This window comes from Mobilicoccus caccae, assembly GCF_030161635.1.
GTDB lineage: Bacteria > Actinomycetota > Actinomycetes > Actinomycetales > Dermatophilaceae > Mobilicoccus > Mobilicoccus caccae.
This window is the reverse complement of the sequence record NZ_BSUO01000003.1, coordinates 1-20,017: the sequence shown is the minus strand read 5'-3', so window position 1 is coordinate 20,017 and position 20,017 is coordinate 1. Positions and strand designations below refer to the sequence as shown.

18 protein-coding genes and 1 pseudogene are annotated in these 20,017 nt (G+C 71.2%); 9 read left to right on the top strand and 10 right to left on the bottom strand.

From position 1 onward, the window contains the following. Positions 1–5: 5 nt before the first annotated feature. A complete protein-coding gene (locus QQK49_RS22240) occupies positions 6–863 on the bottom strand; it encodes a serine hydrolase domain-containing protein (RefSeq protein ID WP_284302024.1) in 858 nt (285 codons plus the stop codon). Between the two features lie 179 nt (positions 864–1,042). Between QQK49_RS22240 and QQK49_RS22235 the strand changes: the two genes are divergently transcribed. Beyond that, entirely contained in the window at positions 1,043–1,867 is an 825-nt protein-coding gene (locus QQK49_RS22235) for a peptidyl-tRNA hydrolase (RefSeq protein WP_284302021.1), read from the top strand. 61 nt (positions 1,868–1,928) lie between these two features. On the opposite strand, the gene QQK49_RS22230 is transcribed toward QQK49_RS22235, so the two are convergent. Beyond that, positions 1,929–2,384: a YdeI/OmpD-associated family protein gene (locus QQK49_RS22230; protein WP_284302020.1), complete on the bottom strand. Its 456-nt coding sequence runs from the start codon at positions 2,382–2,384 to the stop codon at positions 1,929–1,931. A gap of 106 nt (positions 2,385–2,490) precedes the next feature. On the opposite strand from QQK49_RS22230, the gene QQK49_RS22225 reads away from it, so the two are divergent. Next, entirely contained in the window at positions 2,491–3,666 is a 1,176-nt protein-coding gene (locus tag QQK49_RS22225; protein ID WP_284306072.1) for an MFS transporter, read from the top strand. A gap of 24 nt (positions 3,667–3,690) precedes the next feature. Next, positions 3,691–5,178, top strand: coding sequence for a DUF1846 domain-containing protein (locus QQK49_RS22220; RefSeq protein ID WP_284302018.1), 1,488 nt, complete (start codon positions 3,691–3,693; stop codon positions 5,176–5,178). 16 nt (positions 5,179–5,194) lie between these two features. On the opposite strand, the gene QQK49_RS22215 is transcribed toward QQK49_RS22220, so the two are convergent. The 4 genes and pseudogenes from QQK49_RS22215 to QQK49_RS22205 all read right to left on the bottom strand — a co-directional run bounded on the left by QQK49_RS22215 (position 5,195) and on the right by QQK49_RS22205 (position 7,473). Next, positions 5,195–5,902, bottom strand: coding sequence for a patatin-like phospholipase family protein (locus QQK49_RS22215; RefSeq protein ID WP_284305780.1), 708 nt, complete (start codon positions 5,900–5,902; stop codon positions 5,195–5,197). Between the two features lie 218 nt (positions 5,903–6,120). Then, positions 6,121–6,183 (bottom strand): annotated as a pseudogene (locus QQK49_RS23515) (hypothetical protein); the annotation flags it as partial. Beyond that, positions 6,165–6,326 (bottom strand): hypothetical protein, encoded by a 162-nt coding sequence (locus tag QQK49_RS22210; RefSeq protein ID WP_284302017.1) that lies wholly within the window; start codon positions 6,324–6,326, stop codon positions 6,165–6,167. The pseudogene QQK49_RS23515 and the gene QQK49_RS22210, both read right to left, overlap by 19 nt. A gap of 103 nt (positions 6,327–6,429) precedes the next feature. After that, on the bottom strand, positions 6,430–7,473 hold the full coding sequence (locus QQK49_RS22205; RefSeq protein WP_284302016.1) for a S66 family peptidase: 1,044 nt from the start codon (positions 7,471–7,473) through the stop codon (positions 6,430–6,432). A gap of 314 nt (positions 7,474–7,787) precedes the next feature. Here QQK49_RS22205 and QQK49_RS23510 point away from each other — a divergent pair, with 314 nt between their 5' ends. The 4 genes from QQK49_RS23510 to QQK49_RS22190 all read left to right on the top strand — a co-directional run bounded on the left by QQK49_RS23510 (position 7,788) and on the right by QQK49_RS22190 (position 12,773). Next, entirely contained in the window at positions 7,788–8,141 is a 354-nt protein-coding gene (locus tag QQK49_RS23510) for a phosphotransferase-like protein (protein ID WP_431310499.1), read from the top strand. Beyond that, the gene (locus QQK49_RS22200; RefSeq protein ID WP_431310563.1) at positions 8,032–8,358 is read left to right on the top strand and encodes a phosphotransferase-like protein; all 327 of its coding nucleotides are present in this window, start codon (positions 8,032–8,034) and stop codon (positions 8,356–8,358) included. Before QQK49_RS23510 ends, QQK49_RS22200 begins: the two co-directional genes overlap by 110 nt. A gap of 256 nt (positions 8,359–8,614) precedes the next feature. Beyond that, positions 8,615–10,201: an HNH endonuclease signature motif containing protein gene (locus tag QQK49_RS22195; protein ID WP_284305779.1), complete on the top strand. Its 1,587-nt coding sequence runs from the start codon at positions 8,615–8,617 to the stop codon at positions 10,199–10,201. Between the two features lie 712 nt (positions 10,202–10,913). Further along, positions 10,914–12,773, top strand: a complete 1,860-nt coding sequence (locus tag QQK49_RS22190) for a calcineurin-like phosphoesterase family protein (protein ID WP_284302012.1) — start codon at positions 10,914–10,916, stop codon at positions 12,771–12,773. A gap of 113 nt (positions 12,774–12,886) precedes the next feature. Here QQK49_RS22190 and QQK49_RS22185 read toward each other — a convergent pair whose 3' ends face one another. From QQK49_RS22185 to QQK49_RS22170, 4 genes are all read right to left on the bottom strand, one after another. Continuing rightward, the gene (locus QQK49_RS22185; RefSeq protein ID WP_284305778.1) at positions 12,887–13,762 is read right to left on the bottom strand and encodes a VanZ family protein; all 876 of its coding nucleotides are present in this window, start codon (positions 13,760–13,762) and stop codon (positions 12,887–12,889) included. A 65-nt stretch (positions 13,763–13,827) separates the two neighbouring features. Continuing rightward, a complete protein-coding gene (locus QQK49_RS22180; RefSeq protein WP_284305777.1) occupies positions 13,828–14,025 on the bottom strand; it encodes a hypothetical protein in 198 nt (65 codons plus the stop codon). Positions 14,026–14,194: 169 nt separating this feature from the next. Beyond that, positions 14,195–15,202: an alpha/beta hydrolase gene (locus tag QQK49_RS22175; protein ID WP_284305776.1), complete on the bottom strand. Its 1,008-nt coding sequence runs from the start codon at positions 15,200–15,202 to the stop codon at positions 14,195–14,197. Positions 15,203–15,410: 208 nt separating this feature from the next. Continuing rightward, a complete protein-coding gene (locus QQK49_RS22170; RefSeq protein WP_348536279.1) occupies positions 15,411–16,991 on the bottom strand; it encodes a methyl-accepting chemotaxis protein in 1,581 nt (526 codons plus the stop codon). Positions 16,992–17,103: 112 nt separating this feature from the next. Here QQK49_RS22170 and pta point away from each other — a divergent pair, with 112 nt between their 5' ends. Next, positions 17,104–19,200 carry a phosphate acetyltransferase gene (gene pta / locus QQK49_RS22160; RefSeq protein WP_284305774.1) on the top strand — a complete coding sequence of 699 codons (2,097 nt, stop codon included), beginning with the start codon at positions 17,104–17,106 and terminating at the stop codon, positions 19,198–19,200. 3 nt (positions 19,201–19,203) lie between these two features. Further along, positions 19,204–20,017 (top strand): acetate/propionate family kinase (locus QQK49_RS22155; RefSeq protein ID WP_284306069.1); only part of this gene is annotated, 814 nt, incomplete at its 3' end.

Sequence of the window (20,017 nt, the reverse complement as noted above, 5' to 3'; positions counted from 1 at the left end):
GCGCCTCACCCCTCGAGCAGCGACGCCGCGTTCGCCTGCACCTCACCGAGCACCGGCCACATCGCGTCTCCGAGTTCGACCTGCGTGAGGAACACCGAGATCGTGCCGTCGGGGTCGATGTAGAAGTCGGTCCCCTGGCCACCCGACCAGGCGTAGCGCCCCTCGTGCTCACCACCGGTGGCGACCGATCCGCCGTAGCCCCACCCGATGCCGTCCCAGAAGCCGGGAAAGAAGCTGTCCGGCGTCTTGACCGACTCCGGCACCTGATCCCGCGTCATCTCGCGCACCAGGTCGGGGTCGAGGAAGGGGTCACCCTCATGCCTGCCGCCGTCGGCGAGCATGCGGCACAGCCGGTGATAGTCGGCGGCGGTCGAGACCAGTTCTCCGTGCGCCGTGTCGAACGGAGGCTCGCCCACGTAGAACCCGCCGCCGAGCGGCTCGGCCTCCTCGAGGCCCGACTCGCCGTGGCGGTAGGCGGCCGGGAGCCGGTGGGCCTGATCCTCGGGGACGAACAGCGAGGTGTCCGGCATGCCGAGTGGATCGAACACGACTCGACGCAGGTACTCCTCCACCGGGATTCCGGCGAACCGCTGCAGGAGCACGCCGAGGATGCCGAAGCCGTGGTGGTACCGGAACCCGTCCCCCGGTTGATGAGCCAGGGGCAGTGTGGCGAGCGCGACCAGCCAGTCGTCGGCGCACGAGTCGACCGGATCCGCCCCCGCCTCGACGCCGGCGTCGCGGTAGGCCGCCGCCAACGGCGACCCACCGGGTTGCATGCCGTAGCCCGACCCGTTGGTCAGCAGGTCGCGGACCGTGATGCCATCGATGTGGCGATCGAGAGTGGGGGTGAGGGTGTCGGGCATCGGTGCTCCTCTGTCGTGACGCCGTGGGTGCCGACCGTAGCCGCCGCCACCGACAACGCATCCGGAACGCAGAACACCGCTGGTCACGCCACAGATACGGCGAGCGGCGACGACGACCCGATCCGACGCCGGCGGGCCGCGGCGACGGGCATCCGCGTCCCCATGGCACCGTGGGAGTCATGTCGATCGGTGAGGTGCTGACCCCGGTGCGCGAGCGATACGCGCACTGGCTGGGCTTGGACGCAGTCGAGGTCGAACGGGACGGCCGCGAGGACCCCGAGGAGGTCCGCGCGCTGCAACTCATCCTGCGCCTGGAACGCGACGGATCCCCCGACCGGGCGACGGCACTGGCCCTGGCCGCCACCGGGTGCGCGTTGCTCTGCCTCGACGAGCGCAGCGCTCCTGGCGGGCCCTGGCATGCGGAGGTCGACGCGTACTGCCGAGGCCACATCCGCAAGGTCACCCGCCGCGCCCGCGGAGCCCGATGGGAGGCGAGCGCCGACCTGCCCGGACTGTCGTTCGAGCAGGGCGACACGCAGATCCGCGTCCTCGTTCCAGGGCGAGTCGGCGACCTCGACAAGCGGGTGTCGGTGATGCAGGTGGGCGGCACGGAGATCCCGCCCGTCGACCCCGACGACGACACCCCCGCCCCGGCAGCCGACCCGGCCACCACGCCGCACGAGGGCCCTCACCTGCGCTGCGTCGTCCCGGCCTCGCTCGAGATGACGGCGGGCAAGCTCATGGCCCAGACCGGACACGCGGGCATGATCGCCGCCGCGTTGGCCGCCGAGACCGACCCCGACCTGCTGCGCCGGTGGTTCGAGGCCGACTGCCCCGCCGTGGCCGAGGTCGCGGACGAGCGGTGCTGGAGGGATCTCCTCGCGAGCCTGCAGGACCCGGCGGTGGCCTGGACCGAGCATCGGCGCCTGGCCGTCCGCGACGCGGGGTACACCGAGGTCGACCCCGGCACGATCACCGTCGTCGCCACCCTCGAGAAGGGCTGAGCGGCGCCGCGGCAGCGAGTCCCTCGCCCAGGAACTCCCCCGAGCGGTGAAACCACCGGGATCAGCGCATGCGGCCCTCGTGGATCATCGTGATCGCCTCGGCGGCCCGCCGCAGCCGCGTCTCGGCCTTCTTGGCCTCGCCCACCCACGTCGCGAAGGACTTGCGGTGGGTGTAGGCGAGCGCCTCGAACCCCCGGCCGGCGTCGGCGTCCCGGCTCAGGGCGTCGGCGAGTTCGGTGGGGATCTCGACCTCTCGCGGCGTCTCGTCGCGCGCCACCACGGCGTCGACCTGCTGCCCGATCTCGACCCCGAGCTCGGCACGTGCGGCCTTGCTGAGGCCGATGCAGTTGACGCCGCCCATCACGGCGAGACGCAGGGCCGTCGTGCGCCCGTCGATGCTCACGCGCACCGCCGCCCGCTTGCCGCCGCCGAGCTCGCGCACCTGGTCGTCGGTGAGGATGATCGCGCACGCAGGACCGAACGGCTCCAACGTGGTTCGCAGTGACAACTCGGTCATCGGTGGGCTCTCCTCGGGTCGGGGCCGTGATCCGCGTGGCCCGGTGTCGCGATCCGCGCTCGATCATCGCCGATGCTCACGACCGGCGCACGCGTACTCTGTGCCGGTGTCCGACCGAACCGGCGACGTCCCCCGCGACCAGGAGCGCTCGCTGTGGCCGTTGTACGCCGGCGGATTCCTCGGCCCGTTCGGTGGGGCGATCCTCAACACGATGCTGCCGGAGCTCGCCGGTGGGCTGGACACGACTGTCACGGCGGCGGGTTCGGCGGTGAGCGCCTACCTGTTCCCGTTCGCCGCCCTCATGCCGCTGGCGGGGTTGCTCGCCGCCCGGTGGGGTGCGGAGCGCACGGTGCGGCGCGCGTACGTCGTCTACGCGGCGGCCGCGCTCGTGTGCGTCGTGGCTCCGGTGTTCGGAGTGTTCTTCGCCGGACGCGTGCTGCAGGGCATGGCCAACGCCTTCACGACGCCGCTGCTCATCACGATGATCGCCGACCGCGTGCCGGCCTCGCGGATCGGCCGCAGTCTCGGGACGTACGCGAGCATGCAGGCCGCGGGGATGGCTTTCGCGCCCTTCGTCGGTGGGCTGGCGGCCGCCGTCGACTACCGGCTCGCCTTCGTCGTCGTCGCCGTGGCGGCCGGAGCTCTCGCGATCGTCACCCCCCGCGCACCCGCCCACACCCGGACCGACGCCGCCCGCCCGCCGTGGCGGCCCCTGCTCAACCGCGGGCTCGGGCAGGCGTGCCTGGTCGGGTTCACCGTGCAGTTCGCCTCCACCGTCATCATGTTGGTGGCCGCGCTCGAGGCCAGCGACCGATTCGGCCTGTCCCCCGCGGCCCGCGGGCTGGTCGTCGCCACGTTCGGTGTCGCCGGGCTCGCCTCCGGGCGGCTGGTGGGCGCCCTCGCCGATCGCCTCGGGATGCGCCGGATGGGCTTCGGTGCGACCGCCACCCTCGCGCTCGCCGTCGGCGCCGCCGCCTGGCCGCCCGTGGTCGCCGCCCTCGTCGCGTGCGTCGTCGCCGCCGGGATCGCCGGCACCGGGGCCCGGGTCATGACCAACACGCTCGCGCTGCGCAGCACCCGCCAACCGCAACACCGCCACCGCCCTCGCGCTGTCCGCCCAGTTCCTCGGATCCGCTTTCGCGCCGGCCTTGTTGCCGATCTACCAGCAGTCGGTGGTCGCGGCCTGCGTCATCGCCGCGGTCGTCGCCGGCATCGGCGCCCTCGTCGTCCTCGTCCGCACGTGACCGGAGCGGTGCGCGGGGCGCTCGGAGGCGCCCGGTAGGCTCCGACGGTCGAAAGGGGCGAGATGGAGATCGGGTTCGACCGCGAGAAGTACCTGCAGATGCAGGCGGAGCACATCGACGCCCGGCGCAAGCAGTTCGGCGGCAAGCTCTATCTGGAGTTCGGCGGCAAGCTCTTCGACGACCTGCACGCCTCCCGCGTCCTGCCGGGTTTCGCGCCCGACGACAAGCTGGTCATGTTGCGCCGGCTCGCCGACGAGGTCGAGATGGTCATCGTCATCAGCGCCCAGGACCTCGCCGACAACAAGATGCGCGGCGACCTCGGCATCGGCTACGACGCCGACGTCCTACGCCTCATCGACGAGTTCCGTAGCCGTGGACTGTTCGTCGGCAGCGTGGTCATCTCGCACGTCACCGACGACAACAAGGCCGCACGCGCCTTCAAGCGCAAGCTCGAGCGGCAGGGCGTCAAGGTCTACCGGCACTTTCCGATCAAGGGCTACCCCAACGACGTCGCGCACATCGTCAGCCCCGAGGGGTACGGCCGCAACGAGTACATCGAGACCTCCCGCGACCTCGTCGTCGTCACCGCGCCCGGCCCGGGCAGCGGCAAGATGGCCACCTGCCTGTCGCAGCTCTACCACGACCATCAGCGCGGGATCTCCTCCGGTTACGCCAAGTTCGAGACCTTCCCCATCTGGAACCTGCCGCTGGACCACCCCGTCAACGTCGCCTACGAGGCCGCCACGGTCGACCTCGACGACGTCAACCTCATCGACCCGTTCCACCTGCGCACCTACGGCGAGAGCTGCGTCAACTACAACCGCGACGTCGAGGTCTTTCCCGTCCTCAACCTGCTGTTCGAGCAGATCATGGAGACCTCGCCGTACGCCTCCCCCACCGACATGGGCGTCAACATGGTGGGGCACTGCATCAGCGACGACGACGCGTGCGTGGCGGCGAGCCGGCAGGAGATCCTCCGCCGCTACTACAAGGCCCTGGCGCACGAACGGCGCGAGGAGATCGAGCCCGAGCAGTCGGAGAAGATCGCCCTGCTCATGGGCCGGATGGGCATCCAGGCCACCGACCGCCCCGTCGTCGAGCCCGCGCTCAAGGTCGCCAAGCGCACCAAGGGGCCGGCCGCCGCCATCGAACTGCCCGACGGCCGCATCATCACCGGCAAGACCACCTCGCTGCTGGGCTGCTGCTCGGCGATCCTGCTCGACGCGCTCAAGGCCCTCGCCGGGATCGACGACGGCGTCAAGCTGCTGGCGCGCGAGACCGTCGTGCCGATCCAGGAGGTCAAGACCCGCCACCTCGGGGGCCGCAACCCGCGCCTGCACACCGACGAGGTGCTCATCGCCCTGGCCGTCGGCGCCCAGCACGACGACAACGCACGTCGCGCGCTCGCCGAACTCCCCAAGCTGCGCGGGTGCGACGTGCACTCGACCGTCATCCTCGGGCCCGTCGACGAGGGGATCTTCCGCAACCTCGGTGTGCAGGTCACGAGCGAACCCGCCTACCAGACCAAGAAGCTGTACCGAAAGTCCTGAGCGCGGCGGGCGCGACTCACGCGATCGCCAGCGAAGCGAGGTCGAGGGTCTGACGGCGGCCGAGGTCGGCGCGGTGCTCGACCAACCAGGCGTCGGCCTGCTGCCATCCCAGGTCGTGCAAGCTCCTGATCAGCGCGGCCGGCGCCTCGGTCTTGGAGGACGCGCTGAACCGGGCCAGCTCGTCACCACCGTCGATGCGGTGCGCGCGCAGATCCCGGACGCGCGCGAGGAACGGGTGCTGTTCGCAGGCCCGGTCGGCCTCCGGCGCGACGATCTGCAGGAGACCGAGGATGCGCAGCTCCTTGACCAGCGAGGCGTTGAAGGTGATCTCGTTCATCCGGTCGAGGATGTCGGGGGCCGTGGTGGGCGCCTCGTCACGGCCGACCGGGTTGATCTGGACGACGAGCAGGTCGCGGGCCTCGGCGTGGTCGACCAGCGGCAGGAGGGAGGGGTTGCCGGCGTACCCGCCGTCCCAGTACTCCTCGCCGTCGATCGTCACGGCCTGGAACAACGTGGGCAGGCAGGCGGAGGCGAGGACGACGTCCACGTCGATCCGGGACCCGTCGAACACCCGCAGCCGCCCGCTGCGGACGGCCGTCGCAGAGACGTACACCTCCACCTCACCGCGGCGCATCGCGTCGAAGTCGATCTCGCGCTGGATGATCCGCCGCAGCGGATGGACGCCCCAGGGGTTGATGTCGTAGGGGAGAACCCGGCCGACCACGCTGCGCCCCACATCCGGACGGCTTGCTGCCAGGCCCCGCCGACGGGACCGGTCCACATGCGGGCCCAGGCCTGGGACATCTGTACCCAGGGTTGCAGCGGCGTGTCGGCGAGAACTGCCTCCAGCGGCGAGGAGATCCATGTGCCGATCCGGCCGACCTCCGTCCACACCCGCGCGAGGCGTTGCTGGGCACCCACCCGACCGCCGTCCGCGAGACCGGAGGCGAGAGCGACGGCGTTGAGCGCACCCGCGCTCGTCCCGCTCACGGCGCTGATCGTGATGTGGTCGTCGTCGAGCAGACGATCGAGAACACCCCAGGTGAACGCGCCGTGCGACCCCCACCTTGCAGGGCCAGGTCGAGCTTGACGTCGAGCGGCGCCTCGGGCGCCTGCGGCGAGGTGGACGACGAGGGAGTCGGCGGCATGACCGAAACGGTACGTGGGTGGATGCGGGCGTCGTCGGGCTGCCCGGGTTGGAGGAGACGGCGGAGGCCTGTGCCGCCGGCTGACGACCGGATCAGGGGCGCCTCAGGCGTACTCCGCCCAGACCTCCCGGGCGGCGCCGTCCACGGTCATGACTCCGCCGTAGGGCAGGATCCATTGAGGCCTGGTGTGCCCGAACGGAACTCCCACGACCACGACGGCGTCGGGGTTGTAGCGGGCGATCATCTCGATCGCGGTGTCGCGCTGCCGTTCCCGATGGGCGGCTCGGTCCCGCGCCGGCGGGGCGTGCTCCATCGTCGCGACCGGCGGACGCGCCACGAGCACCGCGTCGACCGCGGCGAGGAGGCCGCGCTCCCCCATCGACCGCAGGATCCACGAGAACTCGCGTGCGTCGATGACTTCCTCCGACGTCTCGAGCAAGAGAATCCCGCCGCCCAGGATGCCGGCGTCGTCAGGGAATCGCCCCGCCGTGAGGATCCACTGCAGGACCTCGATGCACCCGCCCCAGGTGCGGCCGGTCACGGATCGCGCCGGCCCCGCCCAACTCCACGGCTCGGTCGGTTCGCGATCGCCGAACTGCGTGAGGGCCGCCGGGTCGGTCCAGTCCTTGCCGACGTCCTCCGAGACCCCCGGATCGGTGATCCGCAGCCGCTCACCGGTGAGTAACGCGGCGCGCAGGGAGGCCGCATGGACGGCGTCGACCTCCGGCCCCGGCCCGAGGTGGACCTGGGTCGACCCGCCGTAGAAGCCCTGGATCCCGTGCGCCCAGAGCCAATTCAGCAGGTTGGTGTTGTCGCTGTAGCCGCAGAAGGGCTTGGGGTCGGCGCGCACGACGTCAGGGTCGAGGCGGCCCACGACGGTGATCTGGTCCTCACCGCCGACGGTCGCCAGCACCGCCCGGATCGAGGGGTCGGCGAACGCGGCCATGATGTCGTCGGCCCGAGCCTGCGCCGACGACCCGAGCTGCCGGGTCGTGGGGTACTCGACCGGGACGAGACCGGTGACCTCCGCGAGGCGACGCATCGCCTGCTCGTGCACCTCCGGCGCGAATCCAGGCGCCGCGAACGACGGCGAGATCACGGCCACCCGGTCTCCGGGCACGGCTTTGGGCGGGGAGGTCAGCGACATGACCCCCAGGGTAGGAGGGGCTGAGTCGTGTGTCTGACCACGCACGGTGTCTGCTCCTGGAGCCGGCTCGACCGGGTGCTGTGGACGGCGGGCGATCGGGGGGACGTGCGGTGTCCACCGCGACGGAACGTGTGGCGCCGGCAACCCCTCTCACGCGCCGGGACAGCGGGGGGGGCGAGCACGTCGACGCCGTGGGCATGATCGAAACGGGCCGTGGGTGAGGACGGGCGTCACCGGCTCCCCTGGCCAGGGAGGTCACCGGAGGACCGCGCGTCGACCGGCGACCGGACTCCTGAAGCTGGGACACTCGGCGCGTGATCGGGAGAGCAGTGGTGTTGGCGGGAGACTCCAGCGCAGGCAAGACGTCTGTGGCGCAGGAGCTGCAGACCCGGCTGGGCGAACCCCTTCTGCATGTCGGGGTGGATCATTCTTCTCGATGTTCCCCCACCACTGGAAGGACCATCCGCGAGGTCCGGGGCCGGGATTCTGGTACGACGACTCCGCCGACGACGACGGCGCTCCGCTGGCCCGCATCCGCTATGGAGACGCTGGGGGAGGCTGCTCGCCGGCATGCGGGCCGCCGTCAACGGGCTCCTCGCGACGGGCAACGACGTCATCCTCGACGAAATGCCGATCGAGGCCTCCACCATGCCTACCTGGCGGCGTGATCTCCGGGCATCGGCGAGCTGCTGGGTCTACGTCACGGCGCCGTTGGAGGTGCTGGAACGACGGGAGCGGGAGCGGATGTCGGGCCGCAAGTCGGGCAATGCGCGAGGGCATCACCGCCTGGGCCAGGGCGGCGACTGGGACATGGTGGTGAACACCGACACGGCCACCCCGGGGGATGCGGCGGCGGAGATCATCAGGCGGTGCCCGTTCCTGTAGGCCCGGCTTGCTCTGGCGACGATGTGGACAACGCGGGAGTATCCACAGCGCTGTGGATAACTCGTACACCTATTCGATTGTTTCCCGTTTGAGCATTCCTTTTCATCGGTCAACGCGATAGGGTGAGGAGACGGAATCAGACGGGTGATCGGGGGGTGAGGGTTGTGTCGACAGCGACCGAATATGTCGGGCCGGCGGCCCCCTCACGCGCTCAGACGGCGAGGGCGAGCGTGTCGAGGCGGCGGTGTTCGCGGGCATGTCCGGGGATGAGTTGCTGTCCGAGTTGGAGCGGATCGAGCGTGAGCGGGCGGCGTTGGTGGCGCGGTCGGTGGTCCTCATGGAGGTCATGGCGCGCGGCCGGCGGCGGGAGGCCCTCGCGGCGCTGGCACCGGATGTCCCGGCGGGGCGGCGCACTCTGGAGGTCGCCGAGGCCGATGCGTGTGTGGTCGATGAGGTGGCACTGGCGACGGGGTTGCGGGTTCATGAATGCCGGGCCCGGCTGGACCTGGCCTGTGGTGATGCCTCGCGGACGGGACCGATCAGGGCGGCGCTGGGCCGGGGCGAGTTGTCCTGGGAACGCGCGCGACGAGTCATGGACTCCGCTGCCCAAGTCCCGGCCGAGCACATCGAAGACCTGGTGACGCGGGTCGTGGCGCCCTATCCGGCGCGGTCGGTCGACGGAGTGGGCGGACTCTTGGTGCCGCACGAGGTGTTCGGCGCCCGGTTGCGGCGGTTCGTGGCCAGGCACGTGGACGCCTCCGAGCGTCACGCCCAGCGGATGCGGCAGCGGTGCACCCGCATCGACGTGCTGCCCGAGGGCGAGGCCACCCTGTCTGCGTCAGGCCATGTGCTGCGCGTGGCCAGCGCCCATGAACGCGTCGACCGGATCGCGCGCCGGCTGCGGGGCGAGGGGGATCCGCGCACGCTGGCCCAACTGCGCTCCGACATCACCCTGGACCTGCTGCAGTGGGGCGAACTACCCACCGACTCGGCCATCCTGGACGTCGCCGGCCTGTCCGCGTATTCGAGGTTCGCCGGAGCGTTGCCCGCGGCGCGGGTCGATGTGGTGATCTCGGCGGCCTCCCTGATGGGTGCGAGCGCAGATCCGGGAATGGTGCCGATCGCGGGCCGACAGGAGTGGATCTGCGCGGAGATCGTGCGCGATGTGGCGTTCGCGGCCGGATCGACCTGGCGGCGACTGGTCACCGACCCGATGAGCGGGCACCTGGTCGACCTCTCCAGCACCGGATACGCGGTGACCGGGGACCTGCGCGAACGGATCGTGGCCCGCGACCGGGTCTCCCGAGTGCCAGGCAGCACCCGTCCGGCCGGGGCGTGCGACATGGACCACGACATCGACTACGCCGACGGCGGCCCCACCAGCGAGTCGAACGTGTCGGCCAAGCATCGTGGCGGGCACAACCACAAGACCCACCGCACCTGGCACTCCCATCGAGAACCCGCACCCGACGGGACGATCATCTGGACCACCCCCACCGGACGCCGCTACCGCACCACACCCTGGGACTACCGCGACCCCGACCCACCCACACCCGACCAGATCCTGGAGGCCCTCAGCACTGCCGGCCACCCCGCCGCCGACCCCGCGCCAGGAGCGCTCACTGCGTTCGGATCGAGGCCCGCCCAGCCGGAGCGCGTGGTGCATCGCATCACCCGCTGCCCCGACTGCCGACGCACCACCACGATCGACACCGTCCTGGTCGGAGACCTCACCGACGACCCCATCCACATCCACCGACCACGACGAACACGACTGCGTCGAACCACCGAACCACGACGCGACCCCTGGACCGACACCGACCCAGGACCCCCACCCTTCTGATGAGGCTCGGGCCTGACGACGCTCATGCCCGGCGAGCAGTCCGATGAGGGTCGCGCACCGCCACCCACGCCACGACCGCCGCGGCGACCACCGCGACGCACGACGTGGGTGGGAGCATCCCGGGGCCGCCCGGAGCGCGATGACGAGACCTCCGAGGCCCGCGCCCGCCGCAATCCCGACCTGGAACGCGAGGACGTACCAGGCCGACGCCTCCCGCCCCCACCCCGGCGCGTCACGCAGGACGAAGCGCCCATCTCGGTAGCGGGCACGCCGCCCATGCCACCCGAGACGTAGCACAGTTTCGACGTCATCTGGAGGGGGTCCCGCCACACCCCACCCCGCTGACCTGCACTGTTGCCCCCGACCCCCTCCGCGAGTACGTCGAAACTGCGCTACGTCCTGGACCACGCCGACGATCGCGACGCTGGGCGCGCCGGACGCCGGGGTCCGGCCCGCCCGCACCCCGATGCCTGCACCCGCACCTCACCCCTCCCGCAGCGCGACCGACGACCCCGACAACAGATCGACGTTCTCTGGCGGCGCACACCAGGTGAACGTCACCCGAAATTCGTTGCGCACCAAGGGATTTACTCAGGGTCCGGTCAGGTGGCGTACATCGGGCCAACAGACGACGGCAGAGTCGCGTTCACCCCGGCGCGACAGCGTGACGGCGGGCCCGTCCAGCCCTCCGTCTCTCACCCAGGAGCACCTCATGAACAAGGCATCCCGCCGCGTCGCCACGGCGATCCTCCCGCTCGTCGGTCTGGCCCTCGCGCCCGTGACCGTCTCGCAGGCCGCTTCCACCCCGCCCGTCAACCCCGAGCGCAAGGCCCAGGTCGTCCGTGACGACTACACCGGTCACGTGCAGGTCGTCCGCGGCAAGGCCGCGGACGAGAAGGTCCTCACCGGATCGGTGTTCGTCGACAAGGACAAGGACTCCGTCAAGGACCGCGGCGAGAAGGGCATCGCCGGCGTGACCGTCTCCAACGGCCGCGACGTCGTCACCACGAACGCCGACGGCGAGTACTCGCTCCCCGCGTTCGACCGCATGACGGTCTTCGTCACGCAGCCCTCGGGCTACGCCGTGCCGGTGAACGAGGACAACATCGCCCAGTTCTCCTACAACCACTTCCCGACCGGCTCGCCCAAGCTCCGGTTCGGTGGCGTACCCGCCACGGGCGCCCTGCCCAAGGCCGTCAACTTCCCGATGGTGAAGTCGAAGGCCACCGCGAAGACCTCGCAGAACTGCGCGGTCGCCTCCGACACACAGGGCTACAACCTCAAGGAGGTCGCCTACGCCAAGCAGGGTGCGGTGCGCGACCTCGTCAAGCGCACCGACCTCGGCGGCTGCGGCGTGCTGCTCCTCGGCGACAACGTGGGCGACGACCTCGCCATGAACGACCCGACGAAGGACATCTACCGCCAATTCCAGGGTCCCGTCCGCGCCCTGCCGGGCAACCACGACATGGACTTCGACGCGAAGGACGACGAGGGCAGCCTCGACACCCACCGCGCGCAGTTCGGCCCGGCCTACTTCTCCTGGGACGTCGGCAACACCCACATGGTCGCCCTCGACAACATCCGCTACAACGGCACCAAGCCCGGCGGCAAGTGGGACAACGGCGGCTACAAGGAGTCCCTCACGCAGGAGCAGCTCGACTGGCTGAAGAAGGACCTCGCGAGCGTGCCGGCGAACAAGCTCGTCGTCATCAACGCGCACGCGCCGATCATGCACTACCGCGGCGTGGGCACCGACAACGCCGCCGACCTGTTCGCGGTGCTGAAGTCGACCGGTCGGACCGCCGAGAACACCGTCATGATCGGTGGCCACACCCACACCATCGAGAACCTGCTCCCGGGCACCAAGCGTGAGGAATGGGCGGCCAAGGGCATCGCCGAGCTGCCGTTCCACCAGATCGTCGCGGGCGCCGTCTCCGGCGACTGGTACTCCGGCAACCTCGACGAGTCCGGACTGCCCTACGCCGTCGGCATCGGTGGCAACCGTCCCGGCACCCTGACGCTGTCGCTCAAGGGCAACCGGTTCGTCGAGAGCTACAAGGTGCGCCAGGAGCCCTGGAAGTACCGGCTCTCCCTCGGCGTGAACTCCCCGACGTGGCGTGACTGGGCCCCCAAGGCTCTCGCGTGGCGCGCGGACAAGGCCGCCGACAAGGGTGCACGCCCCACCATGGGCAACCTCAACGTCATCACGGATGAGGACCTCGAGGGCGGCACCTGGATCTCGGCCAACTTCCTGCTCGGCTCACGCGACGCCACGGTCGAGATGTCCGTCGACGGCCGCGCCTACCAGGTGGCGGAGCTCGCGCAGCCGGGCAAGGGCGAGAAGACCAACACCGGGTGGGAGTTCGCCGACGTCCAGGTCGCCAACGCCAACCTGCTGTCGGCCGGCGGCAACGTGCCCCAGAACAGCTCTTCGGTGTGGCGCGCCACGCTGCCGAAGAACCTGTCGAACGGCACCCACACCGCCACCGTGAAGGGCACCGACCGCCACGGCCGGGTCTACACCGAGACGGTCCGCTTCACGGTCGTCGACGAGCGCGCGCCGGTGAAGTGACGCCGCACCGGAAGAACGGACCGGGCACGGCCCGATGAGGGTGAACCCCGCAGCCGCCGAGGCTGCGGGGTTCACCCCTCGCCGTCCACGACCGCCCGTGTCGGCCGCGCGGTTCAGCCGACGGGTTCGCGCACCGTCGCTCCCGAGCCCGCGTGCGAACCCGCCCGGTCCACGGCCCGCGCATCGGCGACGTCGTGCCCGGAGACCACCCCGCTCAGACCTCGCGGGTCGCGCAGCACCCACAGCACGTCGGCGACGAGCCACAGCACGGCGAGTGCCGCCACGGGGAAGGGTCCGGCGAAGATGCCCACCGCGGCGACCCCGCGCAGCAGACCGGGCGTGACCAGCGGGAACGGGCGGTCCCGCCGGACCGGCACGGGTCGCAGGTAGACGATCCGCTGCCCGAGGGAGGCCCGCGATCCGCGCAGGGTGGGCAGCACGGCGAGGGCGACCGTGACGGCCACCGCCGCCCACCGCATCAGCTCGAGCGCGAGGTCGCTCATCCCCCGCTCCTCCAGGCGCGGCCCCACGGCCAGCCCGAACGCGATGAACACCCCCACCCAGGTGAGCGCGACGGCGCAGGCGAGGATCCAGGCGTCCAGCAGCATCGCGGTCCACCGGCGCACCCGGGTGACGGGGCGGGCGGACTCCCGCTGCCGCACGAGGGCGTCGGGGTCGGCGAACAACCGCGGGACGAACCCGGCCACGGCCACGCCGATCGCGGTGCCGGTGGTGTTGGTGATGAGGTCGTTGACGTCGGCGAACCGGTAGGAGCACGCCATGAGCCCCCAGTTGCCGGTGTACTGCGTGGCCTCCACCAGCAGCGACACCCCGGCCCCGGTGAGGACGGTCCGACCGGCCGACCAGTGCCCCAGCCGCCGCCCGAGCACCCCGAGCGGCACGAAGAGCGCGACGTTGAGGACCATCTGCATGACCACCCAGCTCTTCGCCATCGCGATCGGCGACAGCCCGGCGAGCTCACGCGGCATCGCGCGGAAGTAGGCGGTCGGATCGAGTTCGAGAGGGCGACCGCGAGCGGTGCAGAACCCCGGGGTCAGCTCCCCGGCCCGGGCAGCGGGAACAGCGTGTAGGCGATGATCGCCGACCCGTACACCGCGGCCATGACCAGGCCGAACAAGCGCATGGGCGACGGCGCACCGTAGCGGCGGTACTGCCACACCAGCACGGGCACGAAGGCCACACCCGACAGGGCGAGACCGGCGATCACGGACCAGACGGCCTGGCTCAACATGTCGACTCCTCGGACGGTCGCGTCGAGCGCGGGTCCGCGCTCTCACCGACCACGGTGCCCGCCGGCCTCCCCTCGGCGCGTCACCCTGCAGGAGGGTTTCGGGTCCTCCTCCAGGAGGACCTCCCCGAGGGCTCCCCCGCCCGGTCGGGTCCCGGATCCACCGCTGCGTTCATCCGCCGTCGGCAGGCGGATCCAGGTAGGTCGCGAGGAAGTCGACGGCCTTGCGCTGCATGTCCTCCGTTGCGTAGTACCGGGATTCGGCGTGCCCGCCGTCGGTGAGGACGAGGTCGGTCGCGACACCGGCTCGGCGCAGCGCCTCGGCCGCACGCTCGGACTGGGCGTGCGGGACGACGCAGTCCTGACGCCCGTGGATGAACAGGGTCGGCGCCGACTCGGGCGACACGTACGTGATCGGACTCGCCGCCGCCGCGGCCTTCGCGCCCGCCTCGGCACCGGGGTCGGCGCCGATGAGCTTCCCCTCCGGTGAACTCCGCCCGGCGGACCCACGACCACACCCGGCCCGGACCCGATCGGGGACGACCGCCGCCAGATCGGAGACGCCGTAGTAGCTCACGACGGCGACGACGTGACTGGAGGCACCCTGCAGCGGCCCCAGGCGCCCCTCGTGCGCGGCCCGCCCCCGGGTCGTCCCGAGCAGTTGCGCCAGGTGCCCGCCGGCGGACTCCCCGGCCACGGCGATGCGCTCCCGATCGAGTCCGTAGCGCCCGGCGTGGGAGTACACCCACCGCACAGCGGCTTTGACGTCGTGCAGTTGCGCGGGCATCCGCGCGTCCCCGGACAGGCGGTAGTCGATGCTCGCGGTCGCCCAGCCGCGCCGGTGCAGGGCGTCGCGCAGGGCCGCGACGTTCTGCCCCTCGGTGCTCTCGAACAGCGCTCGGGAGCCGCCCTCCCAGCCGCCGCCGTGGATGAACACGACCACCGGACGCGGACCGCGGTGACCGCCCGGCACCGTGAGGTCCAGCGTGTGTGCGTCGTCGCCGCCGGCGACGTACGCCTGATCACGCACGTGCTGCTCCGGCACGGGTGTGGCGGGTGGGGTGGACGGCGTGGGGTGCATGGTCCGATGTTCCTCCGGCGTCAGCGGGGGCGTGGTGGCGCACGCACCCAGCAGGCTCAGCGCGAGGGCAGCCGTCACGGCCACCGGCATCCGTCTCATCGTCCCCCCTGGTACTCACGCGCGCCCCCGGCACGAGTCGGCAGGGTAGCGACCCCACCTGGGAGATCGCTCGACGGGAGCCGCCCAGGACAGCGAGCTCGAGGCCGCCTCCGATCGGAGGCGGCACGAGACCGGAGGAGGCGTAGGAGATTCGGCGGGTGTCGCCACTCTCGCTGCGATGTGTGCGTCGCCGCCGACATCCCGACACTCAGCCGCCGAGGACGCTGCGCGTGACCTCCACCTGCTCTCGCAGGACGCTCGCGATGACTTCCTGAGCGTCGTTGATCTGGCGCACCGTCTGTGAGACCTCGTCGAGCGCACCGCGCACCGCCGTCGAATCCGACTGGATCTTCGCGACCTTCGTGCCGACCTCCTCCGTGGCCGACGCGGTCTCGCGCGCCAGGTCTTTGACCTCTCCGGCGACCACGGCGAAGCCCTTGCCCGCGTCGCCGGCACAGGCCGCCTCGATCGTGGCGTTGAGGGCGAGGAGGTTGGTCTGCTCGGCGATGGTCGTGATGGTCTTGACGACGGCGCCGATCTCGATGGAGCTGTTGTCCAGCCCGGCGACGATCCGGCCCGCCTCGGCCGTGATGCGATTCGCCTCGGCGGCGACGTCCCGCGCGGAATCGACGTTCTTGCCGACCTCGGAGATCGAGGTGATGAGTTCGCGGCCGGCGTGCGCGATCCGCGCGGTGGCACGGCTGCGCTCGAGACTGTGCGAGACGAGGAACGCCGTGTTGCGCAGGGCGTCGCGGCGCGCGTCGGTCAGCACGATCTCGCGGGTGGCGAAGAAGTCCATGGTGCCGACCACCTGGGAGCCGATCGTGATCGGCACGCACACGCCCGACTTCACCCCGGCGCGCTGGGCGGCCGGTGCGCGCACGCAGTCGGTGACCGTGCCGAGATCGGCCTCGAACACGAGATCCCGCTTCTGCCAGGTGCGCCCGGCCAGGCCCACGCCCTCGGCGAAGGTCGCCGCGCGCGTCACGTCCCGGAACTCCGAGCCGGCGTCACCGGACTCGGTGGAGAAGCGCAGGACCTGCGCCTCCGGGTCGACGGCCCAGAAGGAGCCGTAGGCCCAACCGAATTCGCGCCGGATGGTGTCGAGCGCGATCTTCACCGCGGCCTCTTCGGACTCCGCCTCGGTGACCTCGCGCAGCACCGCGTTGATCGCGGTCGCGTCACGAGCGCGTTCGGCGGAGGACTCGGCCGCCTGGATCCGGTCCAGGGCCTGCGACACCAGGTCGCCGACGCAGCGCATGAGTTCCATGCGGCGCTCGGTGCGCGGCCACGGCTCGAGGGACGCGAAGCTCAGGACCCCCTCGACGCGACGCCCCGAGAAGATCGGGATGGCCAGCGTGGTCGACAGGACCGGCGCATCCGGGCCGAGCATCGCCTGGAGATCGCGCAGTTCGCCCTCCTCGAGGACGAGCTCACCGGTCTGCCAGGCCTTGCCGAGCCCGCCCGCACCGCGGGGATGACGACTCCGGCCGACCTCGCGGTCAGCTCGGGGTTGCGTCCGCAGGACACGTCGAGGACGAGCCCGCCGGCCTCCTCGTCGACCCGCCACACGCTGGACAGGTCCCACCCGACGGTGTCGCACACCCGGTTGATGCCGGCGTGTGCGGCGGCCTGGTAGCCCTCCGCCCCCGCCAGGGTCTTGACGACCTTGCGAAGGATGAAGACCTCGTCGTGCTCGATCGGGGTCGTCGCGGTCTGGATGACCGGGTCTTTTCTGAAGGGGCGTCGCACGAATTCTCCCGGCTCGTTGATGTCGTCGGGCACCCATCGGTCGAAATGTCCGACTTCTGAGTCGGCCGTGGCGGCCGAAGGGACAGGAGGCACCTCGCGAATCACCGGGCGTGTCACCGGCTATTTCTCGGGAGGTTATCGTGAAAAACGTGACTCGCAGCCTGTACCTCGCGTCCGTCGAATCCCGATCAGGAAAGACCGCGTTGGCGGTCGGGCTCCTTGCCGAACTCTGCGCCCGCGGCGGCCGGGTCGGCGTCTTCCGCCCCGTCGTCCAGGACCGCTCCTCCGACCGCATCCTCGAGCTCCTCCACCCGTTCTCCACCTCCCAGACGCCCCTGGAGGAGGCCGTCGGCGTCACCTACGAGGAGATCCACCGCGACACCGAGGCCGCCATCAGCACGGCCGTCGAGCGCTACCACGCCTTCGCCGCGATCCACGACATGGTGCTCATCGTCGGATCGGACTTCACCGGCGTCCCCGCTCCCGCGGAGTTCTCCACCAACGCCGCCCTCGCCGCCCACCTGGGTTCGCGGATGGTGCTGGTCGTCCCCGCCATCGACCGCGGCGCCGACGCCACCGCCACCGCGGCCGTCGTGAGCGTCCAGGAGGCCCGCAGCCGGCACGCCGACGTCGCCGCCGTGGTCACCAACCGCGTCCCCGACGGCCAGGTCGACGTCGTGCGCGAGGCGATCGAGTCCCGGCTCGCCGAGCTCGACCTCGACACCTGCACCCCGCGGGTGTTCGCCATGCCCGACGACACACTGCTCGGCGCGCCCACCCTGCGCGACCTCATGACCGCCATCGACGCGACCCTGCTCGCCGGTGAGGACAGCCTGCTCGACCGCGAGACCGCCGGCCTCGTCGTCGCCGGCATGACGATGCCGCACGTGCTCGACCGGTTGACCGAGGGCAAGGTCCTCATCTGTCCCGGCGACCGCGAAGAGGTGCTCATCGCGGCGCTGCTCGCGCACAAGTCCTCCACGTTCCCCGCGCTCGCCGGTGTCGTGCTCAACGGCGGATTCCCCTTGTCTCGCCAGGTCTCGCGCCTGGTCGAGGGCCTGGAGGTCGAGCTGCCCGTGCTCACGTGCGAGGACGACACGATGCAGACCGCGATGGCCATGCACGAGGTCGCCGGGCGGATCACGCCGCACACGACCCGCAAGATCGAGCACGCCCGCGCGCTCGTGCACGATCACGTCGACGTCGACGCGCTGCTGCCCGCGGCCGGGCCGGAGGACGAGCCCTCCTCGGCACCGCGGGTCGTCACGCCGTTGATGTTCGAGCACCAGCTCACGGCCCGGGCCCGCGCCGCCGACGCGCACATCGTCCTGCCCGAAGGGGGCGAGGACCGCATCCTGCGCGCCGCCGACACCCTCCTCGCGCGGCGCGTGGCGAGGCTCACGCTGCTCGGCGACGAGGCCCAGATCCGCGACCGCGCGATCGTGCTCGGCCTCGACCTGAGCAACGCCCGCGTCATCGACCCCTACACCAGCGAGCTGCGCGAACAGTTCGCCCACACCTACGCCGAGATGCGCGCCCACAAGGGAGTCACCCTCGACCGGGCCCACGACGTCGTGGTCGACCCCGCCTACTTCGGCACACTCATGGTCAAGGCCGGCGAGGCCGACGGCATGGTGTCCGGATCGATCACCACCACGGCCCACACGATCCGCCCGGCGCTGGAGATCATCCGCACCTCTCCCGGCGTCTCCGTGGTCAGCAGCGTGTTCTTCATGTGCCTGGCCGACAAGGTCCTCGCCTACGGCGACTGCGCCATCAACCCCGACCCGAACGTCGAGCAGCTCACCGACATCGCGATCTCCTCGGCCAAGACCGCCGCGCAGTTCGGCGTCGAGCCACGGGTGGCGATGCTGTCCTACTCCACGGGCGGCTCGGGCTCCGGCGCCGACGTCGAGAAGGTCCGTGAGGCCACGGCCCTCGTGCACGAACGCGCCCCCGAACTCCTCGTCGAGGGACCGATCCAGTACGACGCGGCGGTCGACCCCGACGTGGCGGCCACCAAGCTCAAGGACTCCCCGGTGGCCGGTCGCGCGACCGTGCTCGTGTTCCCCGACCTCAACACCGGGAACAACACGTACAAGGCCGTCCAGCGCAGCGCGTCCGCCGTGGCGATCGGGCCCGTCCTGCAGGGTCTCAACGCGCCCGTCAACGACCTCTCGCGCGGCGCTACCGTGCGAGACATCATCAACACCGTCGCCATCACCGGCATCCAGGCCAAGGGGTAAGGCATGCGCGCAGTTCTCGTCGTCAACGCGGGTTCCTCCTCGCTCAAGTACCAGCTCGTCGACCCCGACACGGGTGAGTCCCACGCCAAGGGGCTGGTCGACCGCATCGGCCTGCCGCAGGGCTCGATCAAGCACGAGGTGGGCGGGCACAAGCACGTCCGCGAGCTCGAGGTGCCCGATCACGTGCGGGCCATCGAACTCCTCGAGGAGGCGTTCGCCGAGCACGGCCCGGACCTGGCCGAGGTCGACCTCATCGCCGTCGGCCACCGCGTGGTGCACGGCGGCCAGGACTTCGCCGACCCGGTCGTCATCGACGACTCGGTGATCACGGCCGTGGAGCGACTCGTGCCGCTGGCCCCGCTGCACAACCCCGGCAACCTGCAGGGGATCGCGGCCACGACCAGGATCTTTCCCGACATCCCCCTGGTGGCGGTCTTCGATACGGCCTTCCACCAGAGCATGCCCGAGGCCGCGTCGACCTACGCCGTGCCGCGGGAGTGGCGCGAGGAGCGTCGCGTCCGGCGGTACGGGTTCCACGGCACGTCGCACGCGTACGTGGCCCGGCGGGTCGCGGAGCTGATGGAGCGCCCGGAGGCCGACCTCAAGACCGTGGTGCTGCACCTCGGCAACGGCGCGAGCGCGACCGCGGTCGACGGCGGCCGGTCGGTCGACACGTCGATGGGGCTCACGCCCCTCGAAGGGCTGGTCATGGGGACGCGCCCGGGTGATCTCGACCCCGGCATCGCGGGTCACCTCATCGCCCACGGCAAGACCCAGGCCGAGATCGATCACGCCCTGTCCAAGGAGTCCGGCCTGC